Consider the following 26,000-nt stretch of genomic DNA (forward strand, 5'->3'; position numbering starts at 1 on the left):
ATATTTTTTTATTAATAAACCTTTTCCAGAGGAATTTATATCATTTTGGTATATCTGTCCTAACTCCTTCAGTACGGAAGAAATTCAGAAAATGTATTATTCTAATCATATTTTTTATCTTGCTCTGACCAAAGGAATTTTTACTGAAGAGCGGTTTAATAAAGAAATTCTTAAACCTTTGGTTGAAAAGACAAAATCATTTGCTTATTATGAACCTATTATTTTAAAATGGGCGTTTTTTAGAGAGAACACTACGCCTCAGGATCCAGAACATATCATCCCCTTTTTCAAGTCTTTTGTTACTGATTACTTTGATTTAATCAATCAAAAGACAATTAAAGTCATAGACATCAAATATTCATCTCTACAATATTATCTACAAAAAGAAAACATGGAAACAATTAAAAAGAGAAGCGTGCGAAAACAATTTGTTTACGAATATCTGATTCAACAGAAGCTAAAAAAAAGCTACCCGCAATTTAGTGGCGTGAATATCTGTAGCCAGTTTGTATTGCCCGGATACAAGCAAGCTTCTGTGTATGAAAATCATCCGAATTTTATGAAGGGATATATCGAGCTGATGACCCTAGATTTTGAAACTGTAGCCGATCGCTATTTATCTTAATTGTCATAGTTAGTCCGCCGGAATACATGTAAAAAAATGAGTCCGCGTAAGCGGACTTTGCTTGCATAGGCGCGATTTCAATCCCCCGCTGAATCGGAATCTATTCCCCCTTAGAAGCGACATTATTTTGCCGATCGAACCCCAAATATCCGCGCGGCGTAATCATCCAATTCTCATAGAAATCGGTGCTTTGATTGCCAATTAAAACTGTGCTGAGCATATCAATCGGTTCGTCCAGCATTTTATCCAAGGTAGTGAGGGTAATGGATTCATCTTCGCGATAGGCGGATCGCACGATCGCCACCGGGGTTTCTGGGGAACGAAACTGCAGAAAAATGTCGCGTGCAATAGCAATATGCTGGATGCGATTGCGCGATCGCGGATTGTAAAGCGCCACAATAAAATCCGCCTCTCCCGCTGCTTTTAACCGCTTTTCAATCCTCTCCCAAGGAGTGAGCAAATCGCTCAAACTAATCGCGCAGAAATCGTGCATCAAAGGGGTCCCTACCCGCGACGCGGCTGCTTGCAATGCACTAATTCCGGGAAACACTTGCACCCCAGGGGTTTTTCCATCCCATCCGCGATCGCGCAATTGTTCTAGCACCAATCCCGCCATCCCATAAATGCCTGCATCTCCAGAGGAAACCACCGCCACCGTTAACCCCCATTTCGCAAACCCAATCGCCACTTCAGCACGATGTCGTTCTTGAGTTATCGGTAAAGATTGCACGATTTGACCCGGACGCAACAAGGATTTAATCAAGTCGATGTACAGGGTATAACCCACCACCACATCCGCCTCGGAAATCGCAGTTTGTGCCGCCGGCGTCATCTGTGACAACGCCCCCGGACCGGTACCGACGAGCAACAGTTTCCCCTGTCGCCCCGTATATTCTATCTCCGATCGCGCGATCGCGATCGTCACCGCCCCCGGTTCCCCCTCTAAGCGGAAAATTTGCTTGGAAACCCAGAGCGAATTTCCCTTCTCCCCTCGATCGGCAGACGCAGAAGCGATCGCCTTATCCCTCTGTGCCTCACAAGCTGCGATCGCCGCCGCTTCCGCCACGCTGGGCGTCCCCACTTCTCGCGCCACCACTTCTGACGGCGTAGGAACCGCCACCGATCGCAGCACTTCTGCGCCATAGGTTCGCAAGGGCCAATTGCGCGCCTCGCACAACTGCAACAACCCCACTTCATCCCCTTTAATATCAATAGTCGCAATGCCGGCGATCGCCTCTTCTGCCAAATGATGCGATCGGCACACTTCCCGAATCCCGGTTTCGATAACCCGTTGCGAGGTGCCCCTTTCGCACCCAATCCCCACCCACAACACGCGCGGGTGCCACTGTACCTTGGGAAAGTCCGACCCCCGAGGAAGCGATCGCTGAGTCGCACTAATCCAAACCCGCGCCTTCGGGGCCGGAGTTTGCGGTTTCTCCGTTTCCGTATAGTCGGCAAATCCAAACTGGAAGGGATGCCCGGGCGGGAGTTGTTCTTGCCACAAGCTAAACCCCACTTCCTGTATCGCTTCCACCGGTCCCCCCCGGGCGATCGCCGCACTCACGCCCGTCCAATCTCCCTCACCTTTTTGCCAGCCAAACGGCACCCCCAGCACATCGATTCCCGGCAGCCCCAACCCCGTGGAAGCCCCCGTCAGCACAGGTTTCGCCCCCATTTCCAGGGCGATCGCCCGCGCCAGCCGGTCCGCCCCGCCTTGATGCCCGCTACACAGGCTAATCGCAAACTCACCCGCCTCATCCAGCACCACCACCGCCGGATCGACGGATTTGTGCTGTAACAAAGGCGCAATACAGCGCACCACTGCCCCAGTGGCGAGACAAAAGATAAACGCCCGATGCGTGAGCCACAGGGTGGCGAGATGCGCTTTCAATGACCCGGAGTAGAATTGAGCCACTGTGCCCAATTCTTCCGGGTGACTTCTTTGCAGGGATTCGGGCACAAACAGGGTAGCCCCCATCGTTTGACACAGAGTCTGCAATCGTTGGGCACCCCTCGGGGTCGTCGCGATCGCCGCGATCGGCTGAAAATCTTGGAAAATCAACGGATTCAATTTGCAATTCCTGACACTCGACCCTCTATCCTACCACGAATGGAAGCAGGGATTTTTGTCATTTGTCCTTTGTCCTTTGTCCTTTCAGGAAGTACCAGTGACCCGTGACCAGCGATCGCGGACTAATGACCAGTGACCCGTGACTAATGACCAGTGACCCGTGACCAATCCCCCTTCACAGCTCATCTGTTTGGGTTCCATGCAGGATTTCAAGCACCTCTGTTTGCGTTTTGCCTAAAATTCGAGCTAAGGGGATGATTAAGCGATCGCTGATTTCTTGTCCGGCGAAAATCTCTTTCAGATTTTGCCGAGAGACTTTATAAGTCTCGCAGAATTTGATAAACTCAGACGTACTCACCTGCAAGTCTTGTTGTCGTTCCTGCAACAGGGCAGCGATCGCGCGCGGGCCAAACCGGGGACGCTGGCACTTTTCCAGGTATTTCTCCATCAGCTCGTTGACTTTGCTTTTATCCGCGCCTCTTTGACGCAGCAAGTCCCCGCAAGCGAGTCGCAACGCTTTGCGAAGCTTTTCCTGTTCGTTGAGCATTTCTACCAGTTCCTCGGAATATTCCGGGCGGCAAAATCCCACTAGCGATCGCTCGTGCAAAATGGGAACGTAGATATCCAATCCCACTTCCCAAGGTAACGGGTCATTGATGGATGCCATGACAGCGCCTCCCACTCCAGCTCGCGTTAAAATTTTCTATGACCATACAATAGAATATCAACTCTGTTTTCCATAACGGCGATAATCTTCCCAATTTTTTCCTTAGACCCCGGGATAGAGCAGTTCTTCGCTTATGCGCCAGAAAATACTCGAGGCTGGTTGACAAAGGAACGCTGCATCGGGTACAATAAACTCGATTGGTCAGGCAGGGCTTATAAGCATTGCTTTGATTGCATAACCCCCCACCTAGAACCTTCAATTGAGTTTCACCCATGAGATCCAGTCCCCTCGATGGGGTTGAAAAGCCCCCCACCCGAAAAGAGTAGGGTCAAATCCGGTCCATCAAGCACCTAAGCAGGCTATTTTGGGGGACAATCCACCACCAGACAGGATATTATTTCCCACCCTCTGGCGCTGGAAAATAGTCGAGGCTGGTTGACAAAGGAACGTGGCATCGGGTATAGTAAACTTGATGGGTCACGCAGGGCTTATAGGCATTGCAAATATTGCATTATTGCCGATGGTTAGCGGCTATGCAAGGGAACTCCGATGATTGACCGATTCTCCTCGTCCCAGGTCACTCTCTGGAGTTGTCCTCACTCAGGAGGTGCCTTGTACTGGATTGTCGCCTTCAGTGGTTGGTAAGGGAAATCTCCGGGTTAATTCTCAAGAGAGGACCCATATTGCCCCCGGAAGAGGGGCGATTTTGGGTTTTGGAATCCCGATCCGACGGGCGAAGCCCCCTCATGGAACCGAAAGTGGGGAAATGCTCGTCTATACGATTGAGTATTTCTACCAGGGTCATCCGGATGGATGGCACAGACTGGCGAATTTTATACCAACACCAGCAAAAACATGAGGAGAACGTTATGTTTCACATATCTAGTCTCGGTGGTTTCGGCTATCAAGTCAAGGATTTTGCCGATTTAGACGGATACGTACCGGAACCGGGCGATCGCCCAAGCCATTTTAGATGGGATGAGTTCGTGGAATGGGATCGCAAAACTTGGTCGGAATTCGTAGCTCGCGCTCGGAAGAAAACCGATCGAGCCTTGCAAGGATTATCGTTGTGGCAAGATGCTTCATAATCTCTTAATCATTTTGGCGAAATTTCCCTCGCGATTCCGGGAATCTTCTTCTATAATCGAATACTTTAGTATCGTGCGAGTCCGCTAATAGCGGACTTTTTCAATTTTTTCAACGCCTAGCTCGGGCTGGAGGTTGAGTCATTTTTGTAGTTTCGATCGCTTAATTATCCAGGGTAAAATTGCACTGAAAAACTTAATGAAAGGAAAAAAAAGCGCAAAAAAAATCCACTTTCGTAAACTCTGCTACGGGCAATTTTGGGGAAGTCGGTCATTATAGAGAGACAGTAAAGCTTTCTTCAAAAATAGCCTAGCGGTAAATCACCCCTTTGGCGGAGTTGACCCGCGAATCGGGTTCGTTAGAGTGAAAGCACCCTGAGTGCGATCGCCAATTTTTATCTGGGTTAGAGATTTTTTACCTTAGCGCACAGCGGCGATCGCGGACAGCAGCGAATAACATAGGAGGAATCGTATCATGTACGAACGAAGTTTTGCAACCCTTGCGAGCCGATCGCAAACGGCTCGGTTTTTGAAAGCCCCCCCGGCGCGGAAAAATGCCGGTTGGGTGCCGATGAAGGAGACTCAAAGCAAGCGCGAGAATCCCACCTGGGTATGGGATGCGATCGTCACCCACAACCAAACCGTGGCACAGAGTCAGCTCGCCCCAGCACCCGAGCGGCAAATGGGTGTTTTTTTGGCCAAAGCGTTGCAACAGACGTTAGAAAGTGGTGGAACTGCACAAGCAGTTTACCCGCTCTTGGAAATGAATGTGGCGCAACTGAGCGATCGCCTCGGCGTGGTATTGCGGCAATCGGCGGTGTCTCTGTTGCCAGTGTTATCCCCCGAGCGCGCGGTGGAATTTGCCGGGGTTTTGGTGGATTTTGGCGGCTTGCTGTGGGAATTTCCCGGAGGCAATCGCGCGCACAACATCGAAATAGCGATCGCCTGTTGCGAAACCGCCTTGCCGATGTTGCCTTGCGACAAAGCTATCTCACAAGCCTGGGGAGAAACGCACAATAATTTGGCATTAGGTTACAGCGATCGGTATTGCGGCGATCGGATTGATAATTTATCTAGCTCCTTCGCTCACTATCAACGAGCCTCGCAAATCTTTATCCGCCAACCGTTTCCGCGACACTGGACGCGCCTGCATCGCGATCGAAATTAATTGCAGTATAACATCCGATTTAAAGTGCGATATTGCGAATTACACTTTTAATACTGGTTTGAATTTTAGAGGTGGTCATTCAAAACCGTCATATCCGGTTAGGGAACAGCACCAGCATCCGCGATGCCCCCCAGGCATCGAAGAGGGGCGACCTACCGTTCCATTTTAACCGGATCCTGCTGGAATTTCAAATTGCCGATTGATAATTAAGTTTTTGGCGGAGCGAATTTACAGCCAACAAAAAAGCGAGAATTCAGTTCTCGCTTTTTTTTCAGGAGCCATCGTAGGTCTGGCCGCTTACCACAAAACCAGGTATTTGTCAACTACACAGCCGAAGGGGTAGTAGAAGTCGAAGCGGCGAGCTGAGCCAAGCGTTCCTGCTGGTCTTGAGTAATACACGCTTGAATAATTTCCTCAATATTGCCTTCCAGAGCGCTACCCAGAGTAAAATTCTGGCTCAGACGGTGATCCGTGACCCGATTATCCTTGTAGTTATAAGTCCGAATTTTTTCCGAGCGAGCGCCGGTGCCTACTTGAGAGCGACGCATCGAAGTCACCGCTTCTTGTTGTTCGGCGAGCTTCATTTCATAGAGCTTAGCCCGGAGAATTTGCATCGCGCGCTCGCGGTTTTGGAGCTGCGATCGCTCCTCAGTACAAAAGATGCGGATTCCAGTCGGCTTGTGAAACAGATCCACCGCCGTTTCCACCTTATTCACATTTTGACCCCCAGCGCCACCGGACCGAGCCGTAGAGACCTCAATATCTTTCGGGTCAATTTCCACTTCCACATCATCCACTTCCGGCATCACCGCCACCGTTGCCGTAGAAGTATGAACCCGGCCCCCCGCTTCCGTAACCGGCACGCGCTGCACCCGATGGACCCCCGCTTCAAACTTGAGCTGGCTATAAACGCCATCCCCCTGAATTTCCAGGATTGCCTCTTTAAACCCGCCCATATCTGCTAGGGACTCGCTGAGCATTTTTACGCGCCAATTTTGGCTTTCAGCATAGCGCGAGTACATCCGCACCAGATCCCCGGCCCAGATACTCGCTTCATCCCCGCCCGTTCCCGCGCGGATTTCCAGCATGATATTTTTATCATCATTGGGATCGCGAGGCAGGAGCAAAATTTTCAGGCGGTTTTCCAGACTCTCCACTTGGCTTTCCAGGTCTGTAACTTCCTGCGCTGCCATATCATGCAGCTCGCCATCCCCGTTAGCTTCCTTAAGAACCTCTCGAGCGCCCTTTAACTCCTCTTGGGTATTTTTCCAAATCTGATAAGTGTTGACCACTTCTTCCAAAGACGAACGAGCCTTCGCCACCTTTTGATATTCATTCGGGTCAGTGGCCACATCGGGATCCGCCATGCGGCGGGTCAGCTCGTGAAACGTTTGCTCGACGGATTGTAGTTTTTCTAGCAGATATGTTTCGGCCATAAAGCAGTGCTTCCTCAGTGAGTAGAGTGACTTGCGAGAATGCGCGCAGTTAGCCCATCGAAGACGACTTGCCCCTTAAAGGCAACAAGTTGGCTAACCGCTAAGCGCGCTTGATGGCCGTGGGCTACTGTTCGGACTGAGGTTTTTGTTGCTTGGAAGCTTTACCACCACCTGCGCCCATACCGTACTTGCGGCGGAAGCGCTCGATCCGGCCTTCAGTGTCGATAATTTTCTGAGTACCGGTATAGAAAGGATGATTTCCCGACCAGACATCCACGTGAATTTCTGGTTGGGTAGAACCCACGGTCATAATTTGTTCGCCGTTGCAGATTACTTTAGCGTCTGGATACCACTTGGGGTGAATCCCTGGTTTAGGCATGGTTTTGTACTCTTGCTATGGATGAGTCTTTCTTTATTTTAGCGTATCCCTCTGGGGGCAGGGGTTCGAGGTCACTGGGAAAACACCAATGACAAAACCCCAGCGATCGCGGCATTACCGCTTGGAGTATTGAGGAGCCTTGCGGGCTTTGCGTAAGCCGTATTTTTTCCGTTCTTTCGCCCGGGGGTCACGGGTGAGGAAGCCTTCCACTTTCAAAGGCTGACGATTGTCCGGATCGAGCTGACACAGTGCGCGCGCCACTCCTAAGCGAATGGATTCCGATTGTCCGGTTAATCCGCCGCCTTGGACGTTGACCAGGACATCATATTCATTTTCCAGTCCCAGCGTTTCCAGGGGCGCTTTAATGGCTCCGATATAAGCCGGGTTGAATTGAAGATACTGCTCGACAGGCTTTTTGTTGATAGTCACTTCACCGCTACCGGGGACTAGGCGCACCCGTGCCACAGCAGATTTGCGGCGACCCGTGCCCCAGTACATAACGCGACCGCTTTGTTCGGTGGCTTGCATTAAGATTCTCCTCCTGGAATGGTTTGAATTTGCAAGGGTTCAGGTTGTTGGGCTTCATGGGGATGGTCTGGGCCGGCGTACACTTTCAGCTTGGTGAAGAGTTTTCGGCCTAGACTATTTTTCGGGAGCATTCCCCGCACTGCCTGTTCCACAATCCGCTCTGGCACGCGGTTTTGCAGCTTGGCAAAGGTTTCGGTTTTCATGCCGCCCGGTCTGCCAGAATGACGTCGGTACAGCTTTTGAAACCGTTTTTTCCCGGTTACTTGGATTTTGTCGGCGTTGACCACGATTACGAAGTCGCCGGTATCCATGTGGGGGGTATAGGTGGGTTTGTTTTTACCCCGCAAAATCCGAGCGATTTCAGTGGCTAATCTGCCGAGACGCTGATTTTCCGCGTCTACGACATACCACTGCTGCTCCAAGGAGTCTTGTGGAGGAACGTAGGTTTTGGTCATGGTGTTAGGTGTTTGTTGTCGGTTGTTTGTATGGGGGGTATTCCCTGTGACGGGAAAGCGCGCCGCCGAGTGAAAGAGGCGCGGTTGGTGGTTGGCGCTGTCGGTTGGCTGGGGGTTGGGGTTCAGGTTGACCCCACCGCGATCGCCGTCGGGGACAAACCAAACTGGGGCATGTTATCCCACCACAATTGACGGGGAAACGGAGCGTTTGGGTAAGCGACGCGCAACAAGCACAGGCCATGAGCGGGGGCGGCATATTTGACTTGCGATCGCCGCTCGTTTTGCCAGAGGTCCTGGAAGCGATCGAGGCTACACTCTCCTCGACCCACTTGAACCAATAAGCCCACCAGCAAACGCATCATGCCATAGAGAAAGCCACTGGCCTGCACTTCGATATGCACGAATGGACCGTTGCGGAAGCATTTTGCTTCTTGCACGTCCACCCAGGAATGTTTGCGCTGCGACCCGGCGCGGTGAAACGCCGCCAAATGATGATGGCCGATTAACGGGGTGAGCGCTTGTTGAATTAAGTCCGCATCCAGGGGGGCGTGATAATAATGCCAAGCAAAGGGGCGCACGAACAAGTTCGGTTGGCGATCGCTATAGAGGGTGTATCGGTATCGGCGCGACGAAGCCGAAAACCGCGCGTGCCAATCCGATTCCACCGCTGCCGAGGCCAGAATCGCGATATCCGGGGGCAACTGTGCGTTCAGTACGCTGAACCACTTGTGAGCCGGAATCGGGCTGGCAATATCGAAATGAGCTACTTGCGCCGCTGCATGAACCCCGCTATCGGTTCTCCCGGCAGCGATAACGCTGACTGGGTGGCGAACCACCGTTGCCAATTTCTGCTCGATTTCCTCTTGAACCGTTCGGTGATGGGGTTGCCTTTGCCATCCGTGAAAATGAGTGCCCACATATTGAATCAGGAGGGCAACTCTTTGGGTTGGCATGTCGGGGGTGGAAGACATAAGGCGGCTTTAACCAGAAGATTTTAGAGTTAACAGGGAACCAAAGGCTAGGGCATCTGCCAGCTCCAAAATCTGTCAGTTTCATCAGACGAGTTCGATGATTGCCATTTTGGCATTATCTCCGCGCCGGGAAACCGTTCGCACGATTCGGGTGTATCCTCCCGAACGATTGCCATAGCGGTTTTGCACTTGTTCAAACAGGGCGTGAACGAGCTGTTTATCGTAGATGTAGCCCAAGGCTCTTCTGCGAGCCGCCAAAGACCCATCTTTTGCCAAGGTCACGATCCGTTCGACTTCAGAGCGAACCGCTTTGGCACGGGCTTGTGTCGTGGTAATCCGACCATGACGCAGCAGTTCTGTACTCAACGCTCGCAGTAATGCTTTGCGCTGATCGGCGGGTTTACCTAATTCGGGCACTCGACAACGGTGACGCATAATTGATTAGGAAGTATGAATGGTGGACGATAAACGATGAACTATAAATTGTAACAAATTGTAGCCAGAAAGGAAATGAAAAAGAGTGCAGTGTAAAGGATAAACACGGGGTTTTTCAGACTTTACACTTGACACTCAGACGGGTTAGGTTGTTTTTGCAGATTTTTCGTGGGGCAAGGTAATGCCCAAGCGCTTCTGCAATGCTTCGATGACTTCTTCTGCCGACTTTTGACCGAAGTTTTTAATCTCTAGGAGATCTTCTTGGCTGTAGTCGAGCAAATCAGCCACCGAGTTGATTTGCGCTCGCTTGAGACAGTTGTACGCTCGCACCGAAAGCTGCAATTCTTCAATGGGAATTTGACTGGTTGGATCCGCCTCAGTGGGCGATTCTTCCAGCATGGATTCCAGGGTGATGTCTTTGAGTGGAGAGAACAGATCCACCAGGATACTGGCAGCTTGGCTAATTGCCTCTTGGGGGCTAATCGAGCCATTCGTCCAGATTTCCATAATCAATCTGTCTTTTTCCAAAGATCCGCCGACGCGGGCATCTTCCACCGTGTAATTGACTTTGCGTACCGGCATAAAGACCGCATCGATTAAGAGAAAGTCTAACGCGGTGGTTTCGTCGCGACCCCGTTCCACCGAGCGATATCCTTTCCCTTTTTCCACCCGAAATTCCATTTCCAGGGTATGGCCTTCAGCAATTGTCGCCACATATTGATTGCGATCGATGACTTCGACCTCAGATGGCAATTCAAATTGGGCTGCCGTCACTGTTGCCGGACCTTTGACTAATAATCGTCCGATTTGCGGTTGGGCGGAGTAGCTTTTGAGGACGATTTCCTTCATATTTAGTAAAATTTCCAGAACATCCTCTCGCACGCCCTCAATTGTGGCAAACTCGTGATTAACACCGGCAATACGGACGGCACTGACGGCTGTTCCTTCTAAGTTAGATAGCAGCACTCGCCGCAGGGCATTGCCTACGGTAGTCCCTTGACCCCGCTCCAGCGGCTCCAATAGAAATTTGCCGTACTGACCCTGGTTTTTTTCAGTGTTTGACTCTACACACTCAATCTGAAACTGCGCCACGGAGTGACCTCCCTTCTCCTCGATCCATAGAAGGCCAACTTAGCCTCCCTCTCGTTATGATGCTGACTCGATCCCCAAGTTCTGAGGAGTTATCCTTTAACTTACGCGATCGCGGACGAAAACAGAATTGGCAATGAGTATTTTTTCCTCATCAGTTCTCCCCTGTTTTCCACAATGATTTAGACTCGACGGCGCTTCGGTGGGCGACAGCCATTATGTGGGATGGGGGTTACGTCCCGAATTAGGGTGATTTCTAGACCAGCACCTTGCAGGGCGCGAATTGCGGTTTCTCGACCGGATCCCGGGCCGCTGACCATCACCTCTATTTGACGCATTCCCTGGTCTGCAGCTCGCCGAGCTGCATTTTCTGCAGCGGTTTGAGCGGCAAAGGGGGTTCCTTTTTTAGCGCCCTTAAAGCCACTCGAACCGGATGTCGCCCAAGAAATTACTTCTCCATTGGGATCGCTTATCGTGACAATCGTGTTATTGAAGGTAGACTGAATGTAAGCCACTCCATTGGGCACATTCCTTTTTTGTTTCCGTGAGCCAGTTTTTTTACTTGGTTGTCGCGCCATATCGGTTGTTGGACTGAGTGGTTAAAGATTTGCATTGTGAATCGGTAGGCAGACTGAAACACCCGCCTATCATTGCACCGGGAATTTTTACTTCTTGCCTGGGGCTTTTTTCTTCCCAGCAACAGTTCGACGCCCTCCCCGACGAGTCCGGGCATTGGTTCGGGTTCTCTGACCCCGAACGGGAAGTCCCATCCGATGACGACGACCCCGATAGGTGCCGATGTCCATCAGGCGCTTCACGTTCATGGTTTCCCAGCGCCGCAAGTCCCCTTCGACTTGATAATCGTTTTCAACGACGCCTCGCAAGGATGCTACTTGTGCATCGCTTAAGTCTTTGACCCGAGTATCGGGATTGACCCCGGTTTTTTCCAGAACCTCTTTGGCCCGGGTCGGGCCAATTCCGTAGATGTATCGCAGACCTATCTCTACACGCTTATCGCGAGGAAGATCCACTCCGGCAATTCGTGCCACGCTTCTTCTCTCCCTAGTCTAATTTTGCTCCTACTTGGGTTGGGGTGCCAGATGAGTCCATCAGACCTCCCACAGATTGAATTAGGTGTTTCTAACCTTGACGTTGCTTGTGTTTCGGGTTAGAACAGATCACCATAACTCGACCGCGACGACGAATGACGCGGCACTTTTCACACATCTTTTTGACTGATGCTCGAACTTTCATGTTTTTTTCAGCCGCACTACAAACTTCATATTATATCAATTTTTGTGTGAAGTGACAAAAGCTGTGACCACTTGCCATAACCTTAATTTTTACGAGTGGCTGCCGATCCCGGAAAACCTACTTCTTGCGAAGCCGATAAGTAATCCGACCTTTGGTTAAGTCGTAAGGGGTCAATTCGACTTTGACCCGATCGCCCGGGAGAATTTTGATGTAATTGCGTCGGATCTTCCCAGAAATGTGGGCCAGCACGTTAAACCCATTGTCTAGATCCACGCGAAACATCGCATTCGGCAAGGATTCAGTCACCGTGCCTTCCATCTCAATTAAATCTTGCTTAGCCAAATTACAGTTACCTCTTTTGCTACATACCTTGATGAAGGGATGCTCTGTGTTACTCGAAAATGTTGCCGAATTCCGAATTGTTTTCGGCTTGGAGAAAGCAACCCGTAACATATCTTAGCAAAAACCGTCAGCCCTCGGCCTACTCCAAGGGGAGGAGTTAACCCAGTCATCTCAACCACACTCGCAGTGAATCTGACTGGGAACCCCTAATGTTTTGCCATAAAAAGGGTGAAGCCGAATTTAACCGCGAACCACCTGTTGCAAGGAGGCACTCACGTCATCCATCGAGCGATCGCCATTCACCGAAACCAAGCGATCGTCGTGCTGATAATAGGCGATCGCCGGGGCAGTTTGCTCGCGATAAACCTCTAACCGACGACGAATCGTCTCTTCCGTATCATCTTGGCGACCGCGTTTGAGCAGGCGTTCCACCAACGCTTGGTCGGGGACTTCCAGATTCACCACCACATCGCTTTTCTGGTTGATTTCGGCGAGCAGTTTGTCCAGAAATTCCGCCTGAGTCACATTCCGGGGAAATCCATCGAGGATCCAACCCGCTTGCTCCGCATCCGGTTGAGTCAGGCGTACGCGCACCATATCCAACAGCAACGAATCGGGCACCAACTCGCCGCGATCCATATAAGCTTTTGCTTGATTACCTAGCTCAGTCTTCTCGGCTACCGCCGCGCGCAGCAAATCCCCCGTAGAAATATGAGGAATTTGACAACTCTGCGCCAGACGCTTAGCTTGCGTTCCTTTACCCGCTCCTGGCGGTCCCAAAAAAATAACTCTTGTCACTATTGCTTCACCATTCCTTCATAGCGCTGCGAAATCACGTAAGTTTGAATTTGTTTGGCGGTATCGATCGCCACCCCGACCAAAATCAGCAGTGACGTTGCCCCCAAGCCCTGAAACGTCCGCACGCCGGTGGCACTTTCCACAGCAGTGGGCACGATCGCCACCAACCCGAGGAAAACCGCGCCTAAAAAGGTTAAACGATTCAACACCCGCTCCACATATTCAGTGGTCGCCCGTCCCGGACGAATCCCAGGGATACTCGCTCCCATTTTCTTTAAATTCTGCGCCATATCCACGGGATTGATAATCAACGAAGCGTAGAAATAGCTAAAAAACAGAATTAACAGAAAATAAAACGCCACATAAAGCCAAGGAGTCGGTCCCCCCGGACTGAGATATTGTGCAAACGAAATCAGCGCTTCGCTCTTCGTCACCTGAGCGATCGTCGCCGGCAAAATCAAAACTGCGGAAGCAAAAATAATCGGCATCACGCCGCCTTGATTCACCCGCAAAGGCAAATAGCTACTCTTTTCCCGATAAATCCGACGCCCCACTTGACGTCGAGCGGAAATAATCGGGATGCGGCGAGTCCCTTCCTGGACGAACACAATCCCCACAATCATAATCAAGAATACCGCCAGCAGAACCACCACTGGTCCGACAATGGCCTGATTTTCGCGGGCGAGAGCAAAGGTTCGCGCCAAGGAACTCGGCAGTACCGCCACGATGTTCACAAAAATTAACAACGAAGCCCCATTGCCGACTCCCCGTTCGGTAATCAGCTCCGAGACCCACATCACAAACATCGATCCGGCGGTCAGAGCCACGATTGTCTCTATGTAGAATAAAACGCCGGGGTCGGGGTTCTCAGCAAAAGCACCCACCCAAAGGGCAATGCCAACACTTTGCAACACCGCCCATCCCAACGCTACATAGCGAGTAATCTGAGAAATTTTGCGCCGCCCTGCTTCCCCTTCGTTTTTTTGCAAATCCTCCAACGTAGGAAGGGCAGCGGTCAATAATTGCATAATAATGGAGGCATTAATGTAAGGCAGGATCCCCAAGGCAAAAATCCCCAAGGCTCGCAAACCACCTCCAGAAAATAAATCCAAAAAACCAATCAGGGGACTCCCCTCGATATTGGCTTGAAATCTTGCCCGATCGATTCCCGGAACGGGAATCCATACGCCTAAGCGCACTAAAACTAACATGCCAATGGTCAGAAGCAGCCGACCTCTCAGACCCGCTGCTTTCGCCATCTGCATGAAAGTCTCCTGAGCGGTTGGCGCTTTATCTCGACTAACAACCATGAAGGAGTACCTCTAGTAATCATTGCAGTGGCGCTGAGCGCCCTAGGGCTTGCCCCTTGGGCACGGGCGATCGCCCTAGGCGTTGGCACCCAGAACCTCGCAACTTCCACCCGCCGCTTCTATCTTGGCTCGGGCTGATGCGCTAAAGGCAGCAGCTTTAACATTCAGCGGAACGTTCAGTTCCCCATCTCCTAAGATTTTCAGCGGCCATTTGTTGGAAGTCACCAGGCCAGCCTCCATTAAGGAAGCCAGTGTCACCTCGCTCGACGCGGGCAACGATGCCAACTGACTCACGTTAATCGTAGTGTAATGTTTGCGATTGATAAGCGTAAAGTGCTTCAGCTTGGGTAGCCGTCGGTAAAGCGGCAGTTGGCCTCCTTCAAAACCGGGCCGGGTGCTTCCCCCGGATCTGGATTTTTGACCTCTCATTCCTTTGCCGCAGCTTGCACCTTGACCCGCAGAAATGCCACGGCCCAAGCGCCGCCGACGCTTTTTCGACCCTGCTTTGGGCACAGCATCTTGTATTCTCACGACGATCTTCTCCTGTACTTGTTTGGCTCTAATTCCGAAGGGCAATCGGTAGGTAAGATGAGCGCTAACTCAATCTGCCCCCGCAAAAACTTCCATCCCCCGGGGGCGGGGGCGATCGCTCTGGCCAGGTTTGGCTGCGACCCGCTGGTGCCTGGAAATGCCAATCTCGCCTCTCCCCGCGATCGCTGGCTTAAGCGTAGATCTGCTCCACGGAAATTCCCCGCTCTTCAGCCACTTCTGAAAAGGTTCGCAGGGAGGATAACGCCTCTACTGCAGCTCTGGCATTATTCAGGGGGTTATCTGACCCGAGCTGCTTGGCCAGCACGTTCTGAACACCGGCTAACTCTAGTACGGTTCGCACCGCTCCACCAGCAATTACACCAGTACCCGGGGCAGCCGGTCTCATCATAACTTTGGCTCCGGTGGCCATGCCGTTGACGCGATGCGGAATTGAGTTGGCTTTGGTCAGGGGCACCTCAATTAGATGCTTTTTCCCATCGGCTACGCCTTTTTTCACCGCTCCGATCACGTCACTGGCTTTTCCTACGCCCACCCCCACTTGACCGCGCTCGTTCCCCACGACCACGATCGCGCGAAAGCTCAGCTTTTTACCACCTTTGACCACTTTGGTCACCCGGCGGATCTGAACGACCCGCTCTTGCCAATCGGTTTGGTTATCCCGATTGCGATTGCTTTTTTTACCACGATCCGCCATAATTTTTCTTCTGTTTAGTCCTACTTATTTCTGGTGGAGTGCAGAAGGGTCGAGAGCTGCTCGATCGCGATCGCTCCGTTCGTTTCCACTCCCCACTTTTTTCGATCCATTTCTAAAAGTCTAACCCAGCTTCCCGGGCAGCATCAGCCAGGGCTTTGACTCGACCGTGGTAAATATGTCCACCTCGGTCAAATACCACTTTTTGCACTCCTTTCTCTAAGGCACGCTGGGCAAGCAGGGTGCCCACCCGTGCGGAAGCTTCACAAGTCGATGCCGATGAAATATCGGCTTTCAGTTCTGAATCTACTGTGGAAGCCGAGGTCAGGGTATGGTGTTGCGTATCGTCAATCACTTGCGCGTAAATGTGCTGGTTCGACCGAAATACGCATAACCGAGGTCGTTCTGGCGTGCCCACTACTTTGCGGCGCACCCGCCGATGTCGGCGATGAATTAATTCTTTGCGAGTGAGCTTCATCTGAAAAACTCCTAAGTTGGAAACTTAGTCTCTTTCGAGCTAATAAAAGGAAAACGGATAAGCGGTTGAAAACCACTTTCAATCGGTCAGGAATTACTACTACCGTACTGGGTTTACTTGTTTGGCGTACTTTGGAAATGTACTTGCAATGGATGTTTGACCATTGCCAAGATTTTGCCCTCTCCCCATAGGGATGATTTGTACTGAAGTAGGCTCCCTTTTCTACAGGACGGGAGCATCTCCTGGGTGTGGTGACTCCAAAAACCTAGGAAGCGAAAGACGTTACGCGATCGCCGAGTTGGTCTGAGCCATGAATGCAACCCGCCCCTTCAGGGTGAGGGGGGTTGACATGTTATTTCTTGCCGGCCTTCCCTGCTTTGCGTCTGACTTGTTCGCCTGCATAGCGAATGCCTTTGCCTTTGTAGGGTTCGGGGGGTCGAACATCGCGAATTTTCGCGGCGATGTTCCCGACTACTTCTTTATTGATGCCAGTGATAATGACATTCGTGTTGTTTTCCACAGCCAACTGAATGCCTTCTGGCGGTTTAATCTCTACCGGGTTGCTGTAACCGACGTTGAGAATCAGGTTGCGGCCTTGAACTTGAGCGCGATAACCCACCCCAAGGATTTCCAGACGTTTTTGAAATCCTTGGGAAACCCCTTCAACCATGTTGGCCACTAGGGTTCTACTCAAGCCATGTCGCTGTCTGGCCTTGCGGGATTCATCCCGAGGCTTTACCGTAACCACACTCCCGTCTAGTTCTACGCTGACTTCAAGAGGTAGAACTCGGGAGAGTTCCCCTTTTGGCCCCTTGACAGATACTGTCTGATTGTCAATCGTAACCGTCACTTTATCGGGGAGATTAATGGGGCGCTTACCAATCCGAGACATAATTCTCCGTTGTAGTGTGCTAATTGTTGGTTGTTGAGGTGTCGATTGTCGAAGGGTGGATTGTCGATCGCTGTTGATTTTTCTTCAGCCATCAACTATCAATATTCAACCTCGACATTCGACTACCACACGTAGCAAAGCACTTCCCCACCTACACCTTGGCGTCGAGCTTCGCGATCGGTCATAATGCCCGACGAGGTGGATATGATAGCAATGCCAATTCCGCCCAAAACGCGAGGTAAATCTTTTCGGTTAGAATAGACCCGCAAGCCCGGTCTACTGACCCGCTTCAACGCTTTAATAATCGGATCGCGATTTTTGCCTTTGTATTTCAAGGCAATCACCAAGTTTTTTCTGAACCCTTCGCCTGCTTCTTCGTATTCAGCGATAAAGCCTTCTTCTCGAAGAACTTTCGCGATCGAACGGGTCATTTTTGTTGATGGAACCTCTGTTTTTGGGTGCCGCGCTAAGCTGGCATTGCGGATGCGCGTCAGCATATCTGCAATTGTGTCGTTAGCCGCCATTTTTCCCTCCTTATTCCCCTGTTATTTATCTCTCGCGGAAGGGCATTCCCATTTCTCTGAGCAAGGCGCGGCCCTCTTCATCTGTGTTAGCAGTGGTGACGATTGATATGTCCATCCCACGAATTTGATCGATGCTGTCATAGTCTACTTCTGGAAAAATAAGCTGTTCTTTGACGCCCAAGGTGTAGTTTCCTCGGCCATCAAAACTTTTGGGACTAATACCGCGAAAGTCCCGAATCCGAGGTAGAGCTAGGTTAATTAATCGCTCCAAAAAGGAATACATGCGATCGCCCCTTAGCGTCACCATAATTCCCACGGGCATCCCTTGGCGAATTTTAAAGCCAGCAATTGCTTTTTTAGCTCGCGTGACTATTGGTTTTTGCCCAGTAATTATGGCCAGCTCTCTCTGAGAAGATTCTAGCGCCTTTGCATTAGTAGACGCATCGCCTAAGCCTCGGTTAACCGTGACTTTAATCGTCTTAGGCACCTGATGGATATTTTCATATCCAAATTCTTCCGTCAGTTTCGGAACGATTTGTTCGAGATAGCGACTTTTGAGTGCTTGTGTCATGGTAATTTTCGCTTCCTTTTCCCTGGTCTTTGTCAGGGACTAATTATCCGTTCCACTTGGAAAAATTTCTCGCCTTGCTGTTGCGAGCTAATCAATAATTTCTCCGGTTTTCTTGAGCATTCTCACCTTGCGACCATCTTCGGTGAAGGTGTAGCAAACCCGGCTGGCTACTTCTTGCTTAGTCGAATAAAGCATCACGTTCGAGCTATGAATCGGCGCTTCAAAAGTTTCGATTCTCCCCGATTCACCTTCTTGAGTAGGTTTCACGTGTTTGGTTTTCACGTTAACCCCTTTCACAATCACTTTACTCGTTTGAGGAAACGCTTTAACGATTTCCCCCACTTTGCCTTTTTCTTTCCCAGAAATCACCTGTACGGTGTCCCCAGTTTTGACATGCATTTTGTAGCGAACCGGCGTTTTGTTACTGGTTTTAGCCATTAGAGCACCTCCGGCGCTAAGGAAACAATTTTGGTGTAATTTTTATCCCGCAGTTCCCGAGCAACGGGGCCAAAAACCCGGGTTCCTCTTGGATTTCCATCGGCGTTGATGATAACTGCCGCGTTATCATCAAAACGAATGCTCATTCCACTAGCTCGGCGCAGTCCCTTGCGGGTGCGAACGATCACGGCACGAACGATGTCAGATTTCTTGATCGCCATATTGGGCGTTGCTTCTTTGACAACGGCAACGATCGTATCGCCCACTGAGGCGTAGCGTCGGTTGCCCCCAAGGACGCGAATGCACATCAAGGTTCTGGCACCGCTATTATCCGCAACTTTGAGATAAGACTCTTGTTGAATCACCTTCGGTCTCCCTGTCGTTTATGCTTCGGAGGCACTATTGAGAATTTCGATAACGGCCCAGCGTTTCGTGCGGCTGAGGGGGCGAGTTTCCTGAATCCGGACGCGATCGCCCTCTTTGCACTGATTCTGTTCATCGTGAGCCTTATACCGCTTGGTATTGACCACAATTTTGCCGTACTTCGGATGTGGACTTCTATTTTCCACGGCGACGACAACGGTTTTATCCATCTTGTCGCTGACCACAAAGCCTACTCTTTCTTTAACAGCCATTGTCACCTACTCCTCAAAGGTCCGCTGATTCTGTTTCGGTAGATGTGGCAGAAGCCGATACAGCAGTTTCGCCGCTTTCGGATGGCGTCTGCGCTTCAGCTGCCGCTTTGGCTGCCTGTGCCCGTTTTCGCTCTCCTTCCACTGTCAGCAATTGAGCCAGTTTGTGCTTCTTATGCTTAAACAGGTGAGTTTTCTCCAGGCGACGAGTTGCTTTTTGCAGCCTCAATTCAAACAATTCCCGCTTGAGTGTCACAATCTCTTCTGCGATCTGTTCATCACTCAAGTTTCTGACTTCTGAAACCTTGGGAAAAGCCATAATCTATGTCTGCTCCCCTTCTCTGGTAATAAACTTCGTTTTAATCGGCAACTTATGAGAAGCAAGGCGCATCGCTTCGCGAGCGGTTGCTTCGGGAACGCCGCCAATCTCAAACAAAATCCGACCCGGTTTGACCACCGCCACCCAGTATTCTGGCGAACCTTTACCGGAACCCATCCGGGTTTCCGCCGCACGCATGGTGACTGGCTTATCTGGAAAAACTCGAATCCAGATTTTGCCCCCCCTACGGATATAGCGCGTCATAGCTCGACGGCTGGCTTCGATTTGACGGGAGGTAATCCAGGACGGTTCGATCGCTTGCAGGGCAAATTCCCCAAAATTAATTTGGTTGCCTCTAGTGGCTAACCCCCGCATCCGCCCGCGCTGTTGCTTGCGAAATTTTGTTCTTCTAGGACTTAACATGACTCGCGCTTTGCGTAATGGCTACTAGCTAACGGGTAAAAAACAACTTACCCTTCATTGGAGCGGTCTTCAAATTGCTGGCGGCGTCTTTTCCCCCGAGGACGGTTATTCGCGCCAATCGGCGAAGCTGCTTCCTCTTGTCCGGGAATAATTTCACCTTTAAAAATCCACACTTTCACGCCGAGAATCCCATAAATCGTTCTGGCGGTTCGGTAGGAATAATCAATATCTGCCCGCAACGTATGCAGAGGAACTCTGCCTTCACGAGTCCATTCGGTTCGGGCAATTTCTGCCCCATTCAAACGCCCGCTCACTTGCACTTTAATCCCTTCCACACCGGCTTTTTGGGCGCGTTGAATGGCTTGACGCACCACCCGGCGGAAAGAAACCCGGCGCTCTAATTGGCTGGCAATATATTCAGCAATTAAAGTAGCGTCGGCATCGACCCGCGTCACTTCCACGACGTTAATCCGGATTTGACGATTGCTGCCAAGCATTTCCTGCAGACCGGTTCGCAAGGCTTCAATGCCACTACCGCCGCGACCCACGACCACACCGGGTCTCGCGGTGCGGACTTCTAGATCGATTTGGTCGGCTTTGCGCTCGATCCGCACCTCTGAAATGCCTGCATTATTCAGGGTAGTGTGAACGTAGTGACGAATCTTGTAGTCTTCTTCTAGCAGTTCCGGGTAGCGGTTGCTATCGGCAAACCACCGAGAGCGGTGTTCTTGCGTTACGCCGAGCCGAAAACCTGTTGGATGTATCTTCTGTCCCACGAATCTGTGTCCTCGTACAACCAGTAATAAAACGTCAACCCTAACTTGAGAGGCGAAGACGGTTTGAGTAACTCTACGCCTTCTCGTTCCTTTGCTATTCCGACTCGATTTCTGGAGCAACCGCAACGGTAATATGACAGGTTGGCCTGCGAATCATATAAGCCCGTCCTTGTGCCCGAGGCCGATACCGCTTCAAACTCGGACCTCCATCAGCATACGCTTCGGCAACCCATAACGTTGCTGGATCCAAACCGTTGTTATGTTCGGCATTAGCGGCAGCCGATCGCAGCACTTTACGAATCGGGTCGCAGGCACGATAGGGCATGAATTCCAGAATGATGAGCGCCTCCCGATAGGAGCGACCCCGAATCTGGTCGAGAACGCGACGAACTTTGTAGGGAGACATGCGAACGTAGCGCGCGCTTGCTTTGACTTTTTCTGTAGTATCGATAGCCATAGATTTCTCCAAGTGTCGAAAGCCTTTGTCTCTAGTCCCAAGAAAGTTGACTATAGCAGTCAAAGGACTTTTGACAGCGTTTCTAGCGCCGCCCTTTCTTATCGCTTTTTGCGTGTCCCCGGAAGGTTCGGGTCGGCGCGAATTCGCCTAATTTGTGCCCGACCATCTGCTCGCTAATGTACAACGGTACGTGCTGGCGGCCATTATGAACGGCGATGGTATGCCCCAGCATATCCGGCACGATCGTTGAGGCTCGCGACCAGGTTTTAATGACTTGCTTTTCTCCTTTCTCGTTTAGCTTTTCAATTTTGCGAAGCAAATGATCCGCTACGAAAGGACCTTTTTTAAGAGAACGTCCCATAGTTCACGAAGGATAAAATATTAACGATCGACAACGATGCATCGAGAAGGCATTTCCCCTTCTCCATTTCTTTCTTTGCACAAGCTTAAGACTGACGACCGCCTTTGCCTCGTTTGGAAGACTTCCGACGACGGCGGACGATCGCGGCATCGCTGGCTTTTTTCTTCTTGCGGGTCTTGCGGCCTAACGCTGGCTTACCCCAAGGGGTCACTGGCCCACTTCTACCGATTGGCGCTCTTCCTTCCCCACCACCATGCGGGTGGTCTACGGGGTTCATCACGCTTCCTCTGACTTCCGGGCGTCGTCCCAACCAGCGGGTGCGACCGGCTTTACCCAAACTGATGTTTCTGGCTTCGATATTGCCCACTTGACCCACGGTAGCGTAGCACTCTTTGCGGAACATGCGAACTTCGCCGGAGGGTAATTTCAGGGTGACGAAATTCCCTTCTTTGGCTTGCACTTGTGCGCCGGCTCCGGCAGAGCGCACCATTTGTCCGCCGCGTCCCGGATTGAGTTCTACATTGTGAACCAAGGTACCCAGGGGCATTCTCTCGAGGGGCAGGGCGTTGCCCACTTCGATCGCGGCGTCGGGTCCGGCGACGATATAACTCCCTACATTTAACCCCACTGGATGCAGGATATACCGCTTTTCGCCATCCTGATAGTGCAGCAATGCAATCCGCGCGTTCCGGTTCGGATCGTATTCGATCTCGGCCACTTTCGCGGGAATATTGTGCTTATCTCGGCGAAAGTCGATTTCTCGATAGCGCCGCTTGTGACCCCCACCTCGATGTCGGCAGGTAATCACCCCGCGATTATTGCGCCCTTTTTTCCGATGCTTCTTTTTGGTCAGGGACTTTTCTGGCCGATCGCGGGTGATTTCGGCAAAATCGGAAACGCTGTGTTGCCTGGTGCTTGGAGTGTATGGCCGATAAGTACGGATACCCATAATTTCAACTCTCGTTCAACTGCTTTATTTGGCTTCTCTCCTCAGAATGGGGGTAAAGCTTTTCTGGTGGCACTTCGGGTGAAACTCCACTCCACAAGCTGTTTCCCCTACACTTCTGGGAAGAATATGCTTTGCAACGAATCACCCTCTGCCAAGGTCACGATCGCTCGCTTATAGTGAGGCTTATACCCCACAAATCTCCCGAACCGACGCTTTTTGGGGGGCAGATGTTGGGTATTGACCCTCAGTACCTTCACATCAAACAGGTGTTCGATCGCTGCTTTGATTTGCGGTTTCGTCGCCTTTGAAGTCACGTCAAACACGTACTTATTCTCCTCCATCAGCATCGTGGCTTTTTCTGTCACGATCGGGCGACGAATTAAGTCCGCTAGCTTGCGAAGATTTTGTTCACTCACCATAGACCTCCTCAATTTTGGCAAGGGCTGCTGCTGTGGTGACGATCCGATCTGCCACTAGCACATCGTAAACGTTTAAGTTATTGGCGTACACGATATTGAGCGCCTCTACGTTCCGAGCCGACAAATACACGTTCTCTTGCCGCTCTGGCAAAATCAGCAGTACCTTGTCGTTTGGCTCTACACCCCAGCGCCCTAAAGCATTGACCAGCTCTTTGGTCTTCGGACGTGGCAGATTTTCTGCAAACTCTTCTACCACTATCATGTCTTCTGCCCGACTTTGAAACGCCGTCCGCAATGCCAGACGCCGCTCTTTACGATTCATCTTGGTCTCGTAATCTCTTGGCTTCGGACCAAAGATCACCCCGCCGCCTCGCCACAATGGCGAGCGAATGGATCCGGCCCGGGCGCGACCGGTTCCTTTTTGTCTCCAGGGTTTTCTTCCCCCACCTCTGACTTCCGCTCGAGTCTTGGTGCCCACCGTTCCTTGACGACGGTTGTTCAGTTGCCGGGTCAGCGCTTTATGAACGATATGAGCGGCATTCTCTTCTTTCGCCACCCGCAGTTCCAATGTCGCGGCTCCGACTTCTTCCCCTTGCCAATTTTTAACTACACAGTTCACCATCTCTGTCTACCCCCGTTTCTTCCGTTACTCCGATCGGGTTTGAGTTTTTGCAAACGTTCTTGCCGATAATTTATTTGGAACCGCCTACCACGTTGCTTGGCTTAATATTGAGCAGGGCACCGGGTTTTCCGGGAACCGAGCCTTTGATGAGCAGCAGGTTGCGCTCAGTATCCACCCGCACGACTTTCAATTTCCGCAGGGTGACTTGCTTCCCGCCGAGTCTTCCTGCCATTCGCTTGCCTGGATACACCCGCCCCGGGGTCGTCCCCGCGCCGGTGGAACCGGGCAATCTATGGTTCTTCGACCCGTGGGACATCGGCCCGCGCTTGAAGTTATGCCGTTTGTGATACCCCGCAAATCCCCGACCAATACTGTTTCCGCTGACGTCTACAATTTGATCCGCCGCGAAAGTATCGACTTTGATTTGTTGTCCTAGCTCAAAATTGTTGGCGTCCTCTATCCGATATTCGCATAAATGACGCAACGGGGGCGCGTTGGACTTGACGAGGTGACCGAGTTCTGGTTTGTTAATCGCCTTGGCGGGCGCTTCACCATATCCAACTTGAATGGCTACGTAGCCATCTGTTTCTTTGGTCTTGATTTGGGTCACGGTGCATGGTCCGGCTTGAACGACGGTGACGGGAACGGCTCTTCCCTCTTCGTCAAACACTTGGGTCATGCCGAGTTTAGTGCCGAGAATACCGACAGACACGGGTTATGGTCTCCCCTTACTTACGCACTACAACACAATCGGATCGCTGTGTTCACTACAAACCGCTCTCTCCGATTTCTTTCCGCCAACCCACTCGGAAGTCTGCCTCCTCTCTCAAGGGGAGACAGGCTTCACGGAAGTCGCGCAAGACTTCTGGGTGGACGTGAAAATCTGTCTTTGGAATGAGCTTTTGCTCGAGATGCCTTTCACCGCATGGACTTAAACAATTTCATTGCTCAGTTTCCCTACGAGGCATGTTTTCTCCGCTTCGGTCAGACAGGCGTCTAGATATCTGCCTGCTGTGCTGACCCCCGCTCTCATTCAGCCTTCCTTAACTTGCCGCTAAGGATTGAGTGAGTCTTCTCTTGCGCGGACTCTCCTTAAGATAGCCTAATTTTGCTATCTGTTGTGGACAGGTTGGCTCTCCGGAAAGAGTCAATTGGCTGAATTTGGCGACAATTTAATACCATATCTCATTTACATCCCCTTGTCTAGTCTTTTTCCTAATTTTTTTTATTTTTTTGAGGCGGGCTGGAATGCCAAGCGGCTCAACCGCTTACCCCACAATAGGTTAAAGAATTTGCCACCTGGAATTTTTTTGCAAACTTGGGGAAAAATTCAGCGATCGCACCCACCGAGACCCTCAACTGGATGGGGAATAGGGATCCGGCTCAACCCCTCTTGTGACGCTCAAGTACACTTCTGCGGAAACGACTTGGGGGTGTTGCTGGGCTAACGTTCCCAGAATACGAGGAGAATGCCGCCTGTGGGGGGGATAAGCGCTTCTGCTCAAAACACCACCACCGGGCGTCGCAGGTGGAGGAGCATTCATATATACTGGTTCTCAGTATTCTTGCGCTTTCGTCTGTTGGCGTTGAGCGATCGCGACTATCCTCAATAGGGTGCCGATCGCGCCTTTGCGAGGGCTTGCACAAAAGCACGGTAAATCTCATCATAACCGTTAAACCACCGAGGATCTCAACTTTATGGCACTGCTTATCACGGGCAAAAAATTCATCCGCGATCTGGAAAATAATGGAGCGCTGGCCCTGTACGTCCCCTTAGAAGGCGGATTTGAGGGGCGCTACCAGCGCCGACTTCGCGCGGCAGGCTATGTCAACCTGTCGCTCAGCGCCCGGGGTTTAGGAGACCCAGCGGCTTATTTAACCGGGGTTCACGGGGTGCGTCCTCCCCACTTGGGCAAAAAAGATGTGCGGACTTATTTTATCCCGCCAATCGTCAACTACAACTTAGACCATCTCCCTGCCAAATCTAAAGGTCTGGTGGTGTGGCTGATTGATGGCATGATTCTGTCACAGCAAGAAATCGAGTATTTGAGCGAATTGCCAAATATCGAACCGCGAGTCAAAGTGGTGGTGGAAGTGGGGGGCGATCGCCAGGTTCGCTGGACTCCCCTGCGCGATGTAGTGCTTTCTGCATCGGCAAGCTAATTTTCCGACTTTCAATGCACCAAAGGGGGGCGATCGCGATCGCCCCCCTTTGGTGCTTTAAGCTAAGCTACAAGCAGAGGCATCCCCTTTCTTCATGCCCCAAGCTTGAAACCCGCCGAT

Annotated in this window: 37 protein-coding genes; 4 read left to right on the forward strand and 33 right to left on the reverse strand. The window is 51.2% G+C overall.

Translation table 11 applies throughout. The features are described 5' to 3' along the window. Positions 1-625, forward strand: a 625-nt coding sequence (locus AC0QH1_RS03900) for a hypothetical protein (RefSeq protein WP_324629556.1), incomplete at its 5' end; no start/stop codon positions are given. 100 nt (positions 626-725) lie between these two features. Here the strand turns inward: AC0QH1_RS03900 and cobJ are convergent. Both cobJ and AC0QH1_RS03910 read right to left on the reverse strand, forming a co-directional pair. Then, the gene (gene cobJ / locus AC0QH1_RS03905) at positions 726-2,696 is read right to left on the reverse strand and encodes a precorrin-3B C(17)-methyltransferase (RefSeq protein ID WP_324629557.1); all 1,971 of its coding nucleotides are present in this window, start codon (positions 2,694-2,696) and stop codon (positions 726-728) included. 175 nt (positions 2,697-2,871) lie between these two features. Continuing rightward, positions 2,872-3,363 (reverse strand): hypothetical protein, encoded by a 492-nt coding sequence (locus tag AC0QH1_RS03910; protein ID WP_324629558.1) that lies wholly within the window; start codon positions 3,361-3,363, stop codon positions 2,872-2,874. A gap of 869 nt (positions 3,364-4,232) precedes the next feature. Between AC0QH1_RS03910 and AC0QH1_RS03915 the strand changes: the two genes are divergently transcribed. Together AC0QH1_RS03915 and AC0QH1_RS03920 are read left to right on the forward strand one after the other, a co-directional pair. After that, the gene (locus AC0QH1_RS03915; protein WP_324629559.1) at positions 4,233-4,451 is read left to right on the forward strand and encodes a hypothetical protein; all 219 of its coding nucleotides are present in this window, start codon (positions 4,233-4,235) and stop codon (positions 4,449-4,451) included. A 472-nt stretch (positions 4,452-4,923) separates the two neighbouring features. Next, positions 4,924-5,616 (forward strand): hypothetical protein, encoded by a 693-nt coding sequence (locus AC0QH1_RS03920; protein ID WP_324629560.1) that lies wholly within the window; start codon positions 4,924-4,926, stop codon positions 5,614-5,616. A 323-nt stretch (positions 5,617-5,939) separates the two neighbouring features. Here AC0QH1_RS03920 and prfA read toward each other — a convergent pair whose 3' ends face one another. The 31 genes from prfA to rplC all read right to left on the reverse strand — a co-directional run bounded on the left by prfA (position 5,940) and on the right by rplC (position 24,429). Beyond that, positions 5,940-7,052, reverse strand: coding sequence for a peptide chain release factor 1 (prfA, locus tag AC0QH1_RS03925; protein ID WP_324629561.1), 1,113 nt, complete (start codon positions 7,050-7,052; stop codon positions 5,940-5,942). A gap of 124 nt (positions 7,053-7,176) precedes the next feature. Then, complete coding sequence (gene rpmE / locus AC0QH1_RS03930; RefSeq protein ID WP_324629562.1) at positions 7,177-7,431, reverse strand: 50S ribosomal protein L31; 255 nt, start codon at positions 7,429-7,431, stop codon at positions 7,177-7,179. A 114-nt stretch (positions 7,432-7,545) separates the two neighbouring features. Beyond that, positions 7,546-7,959: a 30S ribosomal protein S9 gene (gene rpsI / locus AC0QH1_RS03935; protein ID WP_324629563.1), complete on the reverse strand. Its 414-nt coding sequence runs from the start codon at positions 7,957-7,959 to the stop codon at positions 7,546-7,548. Then, positions 7,959-8,414: a 50S ribosomal protein L13 gene (gene rplM, locus AC0QH1_RS03940; protein WP_324629564.1), complete on the reverse strand. Its 456-nt coding sequence runs from the start codon at positions 8,412-8,414 to the stop codon at positions 7,959-7,961. Before rplM ends, rpsI begins: the two co-directional genes overlap by 1 nt. Before the next feature lie 122 nt (positions 8,415-8,536). Next, entirely contained in the window at positions 8,537-9,385 is an 849-nt protein-coding gene (gene truA, locus AC0QH1_RS03945) for a tRNA pseudouridine(38-40) synthase TruA (protein WP_324629566.1), read from the reverse strand. Positions 9,386-9,469: 84 nt separating this feature from the next. Further along, entirely contained in the window at positions 9,470-9,820 is a 351-nt protein-coding gene (gene rplQ / locus AC0QH1_RS03950; protein WP_324629567.1) for a 50S ribosomal protein L17, read from the reverse strand. A gap of 144 nt (positions 9,821-9,964) precedes the next feature. Next, a complete protein-coding gene (locus tag AC0QH1_RS03955) occupies positions 9,965-10,912 on the reverse strand; it encodes a DNA-directed RNA polymerase subunit alpha (RefSeq protein WP_324629568.1) in 948 nt (315 codons plus the stop codon). A 179-nt stretch (positions 10,913-11,091) separates the two neighbouring features. After that, positions 11,092-11,487 carry a 30S ribosomal protein S11 gene (gene rpsK / locus AC0QH1_RS03960; protein ID WP_324629569.1) on the reverse strand — a complete coding sequence of 132 codons (396 nt, stop codon included), beginning with the start codon at positions 11,485-11,487 and terminating at the stop codon, positions 11,092-11,094. A gap of 87 nt (positions 11,488-11,574) precedes the next feature. Further along, positions 11,575-11,958 carry a 30S ribosomal protein S13 gene (rpsM, locus tag AC0QH1_RS03965; RefSeq protein WP_324629570.1) on the reverse strand — a complete coding sequence of 128 codons (384 nt, stop codon included), beginning with the start codon at positions 11,956-11,958 and terminating at the stop codon, positions 11,575-11,577. 91 nt (positions 11,959-12,049) lie between these two features. Further along, positions 12,050-12,163, reverse strand: coding sequence for a 50S ribosomal protein L36 (gene rpmJ / locus AC0QH1_RS03970; protein WP_012593611.1), 114 nt, complete (start codon positions 12,161-12,163; stop codon positions 12,050-12,052). 117 nt (positions 12,164-12,280) lie between these two features. Beyond that, complete coding sequence (gene infA / locus AC0QH1_RS03975) at positions 12,281-12,505, reverse strand: translation initiation factor IF-1 (RefSeq protein ID WP_008191178.1); 225 nt, start codon at positions 12,503-12,505, stop codon at positions 12,281-12,283. Between the two features lie 240 nt (positions 12,506-12,745). Further along, positions 12,746-13,303: an adenylate kinase gene (locus tag AC0QH1_RS03980; RefSeq protein ID WP_324629575.1), complete on the reverse strand. Its 558-nt coding sequence runs from the start codon at positions 13,301-13,303 to the stop codon at positions 12,746-12,748. Beyond that, the gene (gene secY, locus AC0QH1_RS03985; protein WP_324629576.1) at positions 13,303-14,613 is read right to left on the reverse strand and encodes a preprotein translocase subunit SecY; all 1,311 of its coding nucleotides are present in this window, start codon (positions 14,611-14,613) and stop codon (positions 13,303-13,305) included. Before secY ends, AC0QH1_RS03980 begins: the two co-directional genes overlap by 1 nt. A 75-nt stretch (positions 14,614-14,688) precedes the next feature. Then, positions 14,689-15,144, reverse strand: coding sequence for a 50S ribosomal protein L15 (gene rplO / locus AC0QH1_RS03990; protein WP_324629577.1), 456 nt, complete (start codon positions 15,142-15,144; stop codon positions 14,689-14,691). A 190-nt stretch (positions 15,145-15,334) separates the two neighbouring features. After that, on the reverse strand, positions 15,335-15,859 hold the full coding sequence (gene rpsE / locus AC0QH1_RS03995) for a 30S ribosomal protein S5 (RefSeq protein WP_324629578.1): 525 nt from the start codon (positions 15,857-15,859) through the stop codon (positions 15,335-15,337). 112 nt (positions 15,860-15,971) lie between these two features. Further along, the gene (rplR, locus tag AC0QH1_RS04000) at positions 15,972-16,334 is read right to left on the reverse strand and encodes a 50S ribosomal protein L18 (protein ID WP_324629579.1); all 363 of its coding nucleotides are present in this window, start codon (positions 16,332-16,334) and stop codon (positions 15,972-15,974) included. A gap of 352 nt (positions 16,335-16,686) precedes the next feature. Beyond that, entirely contained in the window at positions 16,687-17,226 is a 540-nt protein-coding gene (gene rplF, locus AC0QH1_RS04005) for a 50S ribosomal protein L6 (protein ID WP_324629580.1), read from the reverse strand. Between the two features lie 122 nt (positions 17,227-17,348). Continuing rightward, positions 17,349-17,750: a 30S ribosomal protein S8 gene (rpsH, locus tag AC0QH1_RS04010; protein WP_324629582.1), complete on the reverse strand. Its 402-nt coding sequence runs from the start codon at positions 17,748-17,750 to the stop codon at positions 17,349-17,351. A gap of 25 nt (positions 17,751-17,775) precedes the next feature. Continuing rightward, a complete protein-coding gene (gene rplE / locus AC0QH1_RS04015) occupies positions 17,776-18,321 on the reverse strand; it encodes a 50S ribosomal protein L5 (RefSeq protein WP_324629583.1) in 546 nt (181 codons plus the stop codon). Positions 18,322-18,408: 87 nt separating this feature from the next. Further along, positions 18,409-18,759, reverse strand: coding sequence for a 50S ribosomal protein L24 (gene rplX / locus AC0QH1_RS04020; RefSeq protein WP_324629584.1), 351 nt, complete (start codon positions 18,757-18,759; stop codon positions 18,409-18,411). Continuing rightward, entirely contained in the window at positions 18,759-19,124 is a 366-nt protein-coding gene (rplN, locus tag AC0QH1_RS04025) for a 50S ribosomal protein L14 (protein WP_324629585.1), read from the reverse strand. The genes rplX and rplN overlap by 1 nt, the downstream gene beginning before the upstream one ends. 18 nt (positions 19,125-19,142) lie before the next feature. Continuing rightward, positions 19,143-19,394, reverse strand: coding sequence for a 30S ribosomal protein S17 (gene rpsQ / locus AC0QH1_RS04030; protein WP_324629586.1), 252 nt, complete (start codon positions 19,392-19,394; stop codon positions 19,143-19,145). Between the two features lie 13 nt (positions 19,395-19,407). Further along, positions 19,408-19,710 carry a 50S ribosomal protein L29 gene (gene rpmC, locus AC0QH1_RS04035; RefSeq protein ID WP_324629587.1) on the reverse strand — a complete coding sequence of 101 codons (303 nt, stop codon included), beginning with the start codon at positions 19,708-19,710 and terminating at the stop codon, positions 19,408-19,410. Between the two features lie 3 nt (positions 19,711-19,713). Next, positions 19,714-20,133 (reverse strand): 50S ribosomal protein L16, encoded by a 420-nt coding sequence (gene rplP, locus AC0QH1_RS04040; protein ID WP_324629588.1) that lies wholly within the window; start codon positions 20,131-20,133, stop codon positions 19,714-19,716. Between the two features lie 47 nt (positions 20,134-20,180). Further along, a complete protein-coding gene (gene rpsC / locus AC0QH1_RS04045; RefSeq protein WP_324629589.1) occupies positions 20,181-20,909 on the reverse strand; it encodes a 30S ribosomal protein S3 in 729 nt (242 codons plus the stop codon). A gap of 94 nt (positions 20,910-21,003) precedes the next feature. Next, positions 21,004-21,366 (reverse strand): 50S ribosomal protein L22, encoded by a 363-nt coding sequence (rplV, locus tag AC0QH1_RS04050; protein ID WP_324629590.1) that lies wholly within the window; start codon positions 21,364-21,366, stop codon positions 21,004-21,006. A gap of 82 nt (positions 21,367-21,448) precedes the next feature. Continuing rightward, complete coding sequence (rpsS, locus tag AC0QH1_RS04055) at positions 21,449-21,727, reverse strand: 30S ribosomal protein S19 (protein ID WP_324629591.1); 279 nt, start codon at positions 21,725-21,727, stop codon at positions 21,449-21,451. An 85-nt stretch (positions 21,728-21,812) separates the two neighbouring features. Continuing rightward, positions 21,813-22,676 (reverse strand): 50S ribosomal protein L2, encoded by an 864-nt coding sequence (gene rplB, locus AC0QH1_RS04060; RefSeq protein WP_324629593.1) that lies wholly within the window; start codon positions 22,674-22,676, stop codon positions 21,813-21,815. A 107-nt stretch (positions 22,677-22,783) separates the two neighbouring features. Next, positions 22,784-23,092: a 50S ribosomal protein L23 gene (locus AC0QH1_RS04065; RefSeq protein WP_324629605.1), complete on the reverse strand. Its 309-nt coding sequence runs from the start codon at positions 23,090-23,092 to the stop codon at positions 22,784-22,786. Beyond that, the gene (gene rplD, locus AC0QH1_RS04070) at positions 23,085-23,717 is read right to left on the reverse strand and encodes a 50S ribosomal protein L4 (RefSeq protein WP_324629594.1); all 633 of its coding nucleotides are present in this window, start codon (positions 23,715-23,717) and stop codon (positions 23,085-23,087) included. Before rplD ends, AC0QH1_RS04065 begins: the two co-directional genes overlap by 8 nt. A 70-nt stretch (positions 23,718-23,787) precedes the next feature. After that, the gene (gene rplC / locus AC0QH1_RS04075; protein WP_324629596.1) at positions 23,788-24,429 is read right to left on the reverse strand and encodes a 50S ribosomal protein L3; all 642 of its coding nucleotides are present in this window, start codon (positions 24,427-24,429) and stop codon (positions 23,788-23,790) included. A 986-nt stretch (positions 24,430-25,415) separates the two neighbouring features. Here rplC and AC0QH1_RS04080 point away from each other — a divergent pair. After that, entirely contained in the window at positions 25,416-25,880 is a 465-nt protein-coding gene (locus tag AC0QH1_RS04080; protein WP_324629597.1) for an NAD(P)H-quinone oxidoreductase subunit N, read from the forward strand. Positions 25,881-26,000 lie beyond the last annotated feature (120 nt).

The sequence above is a fragment of the Phormidium sp. CCY1219 genome (assembly GCF_055795085.1).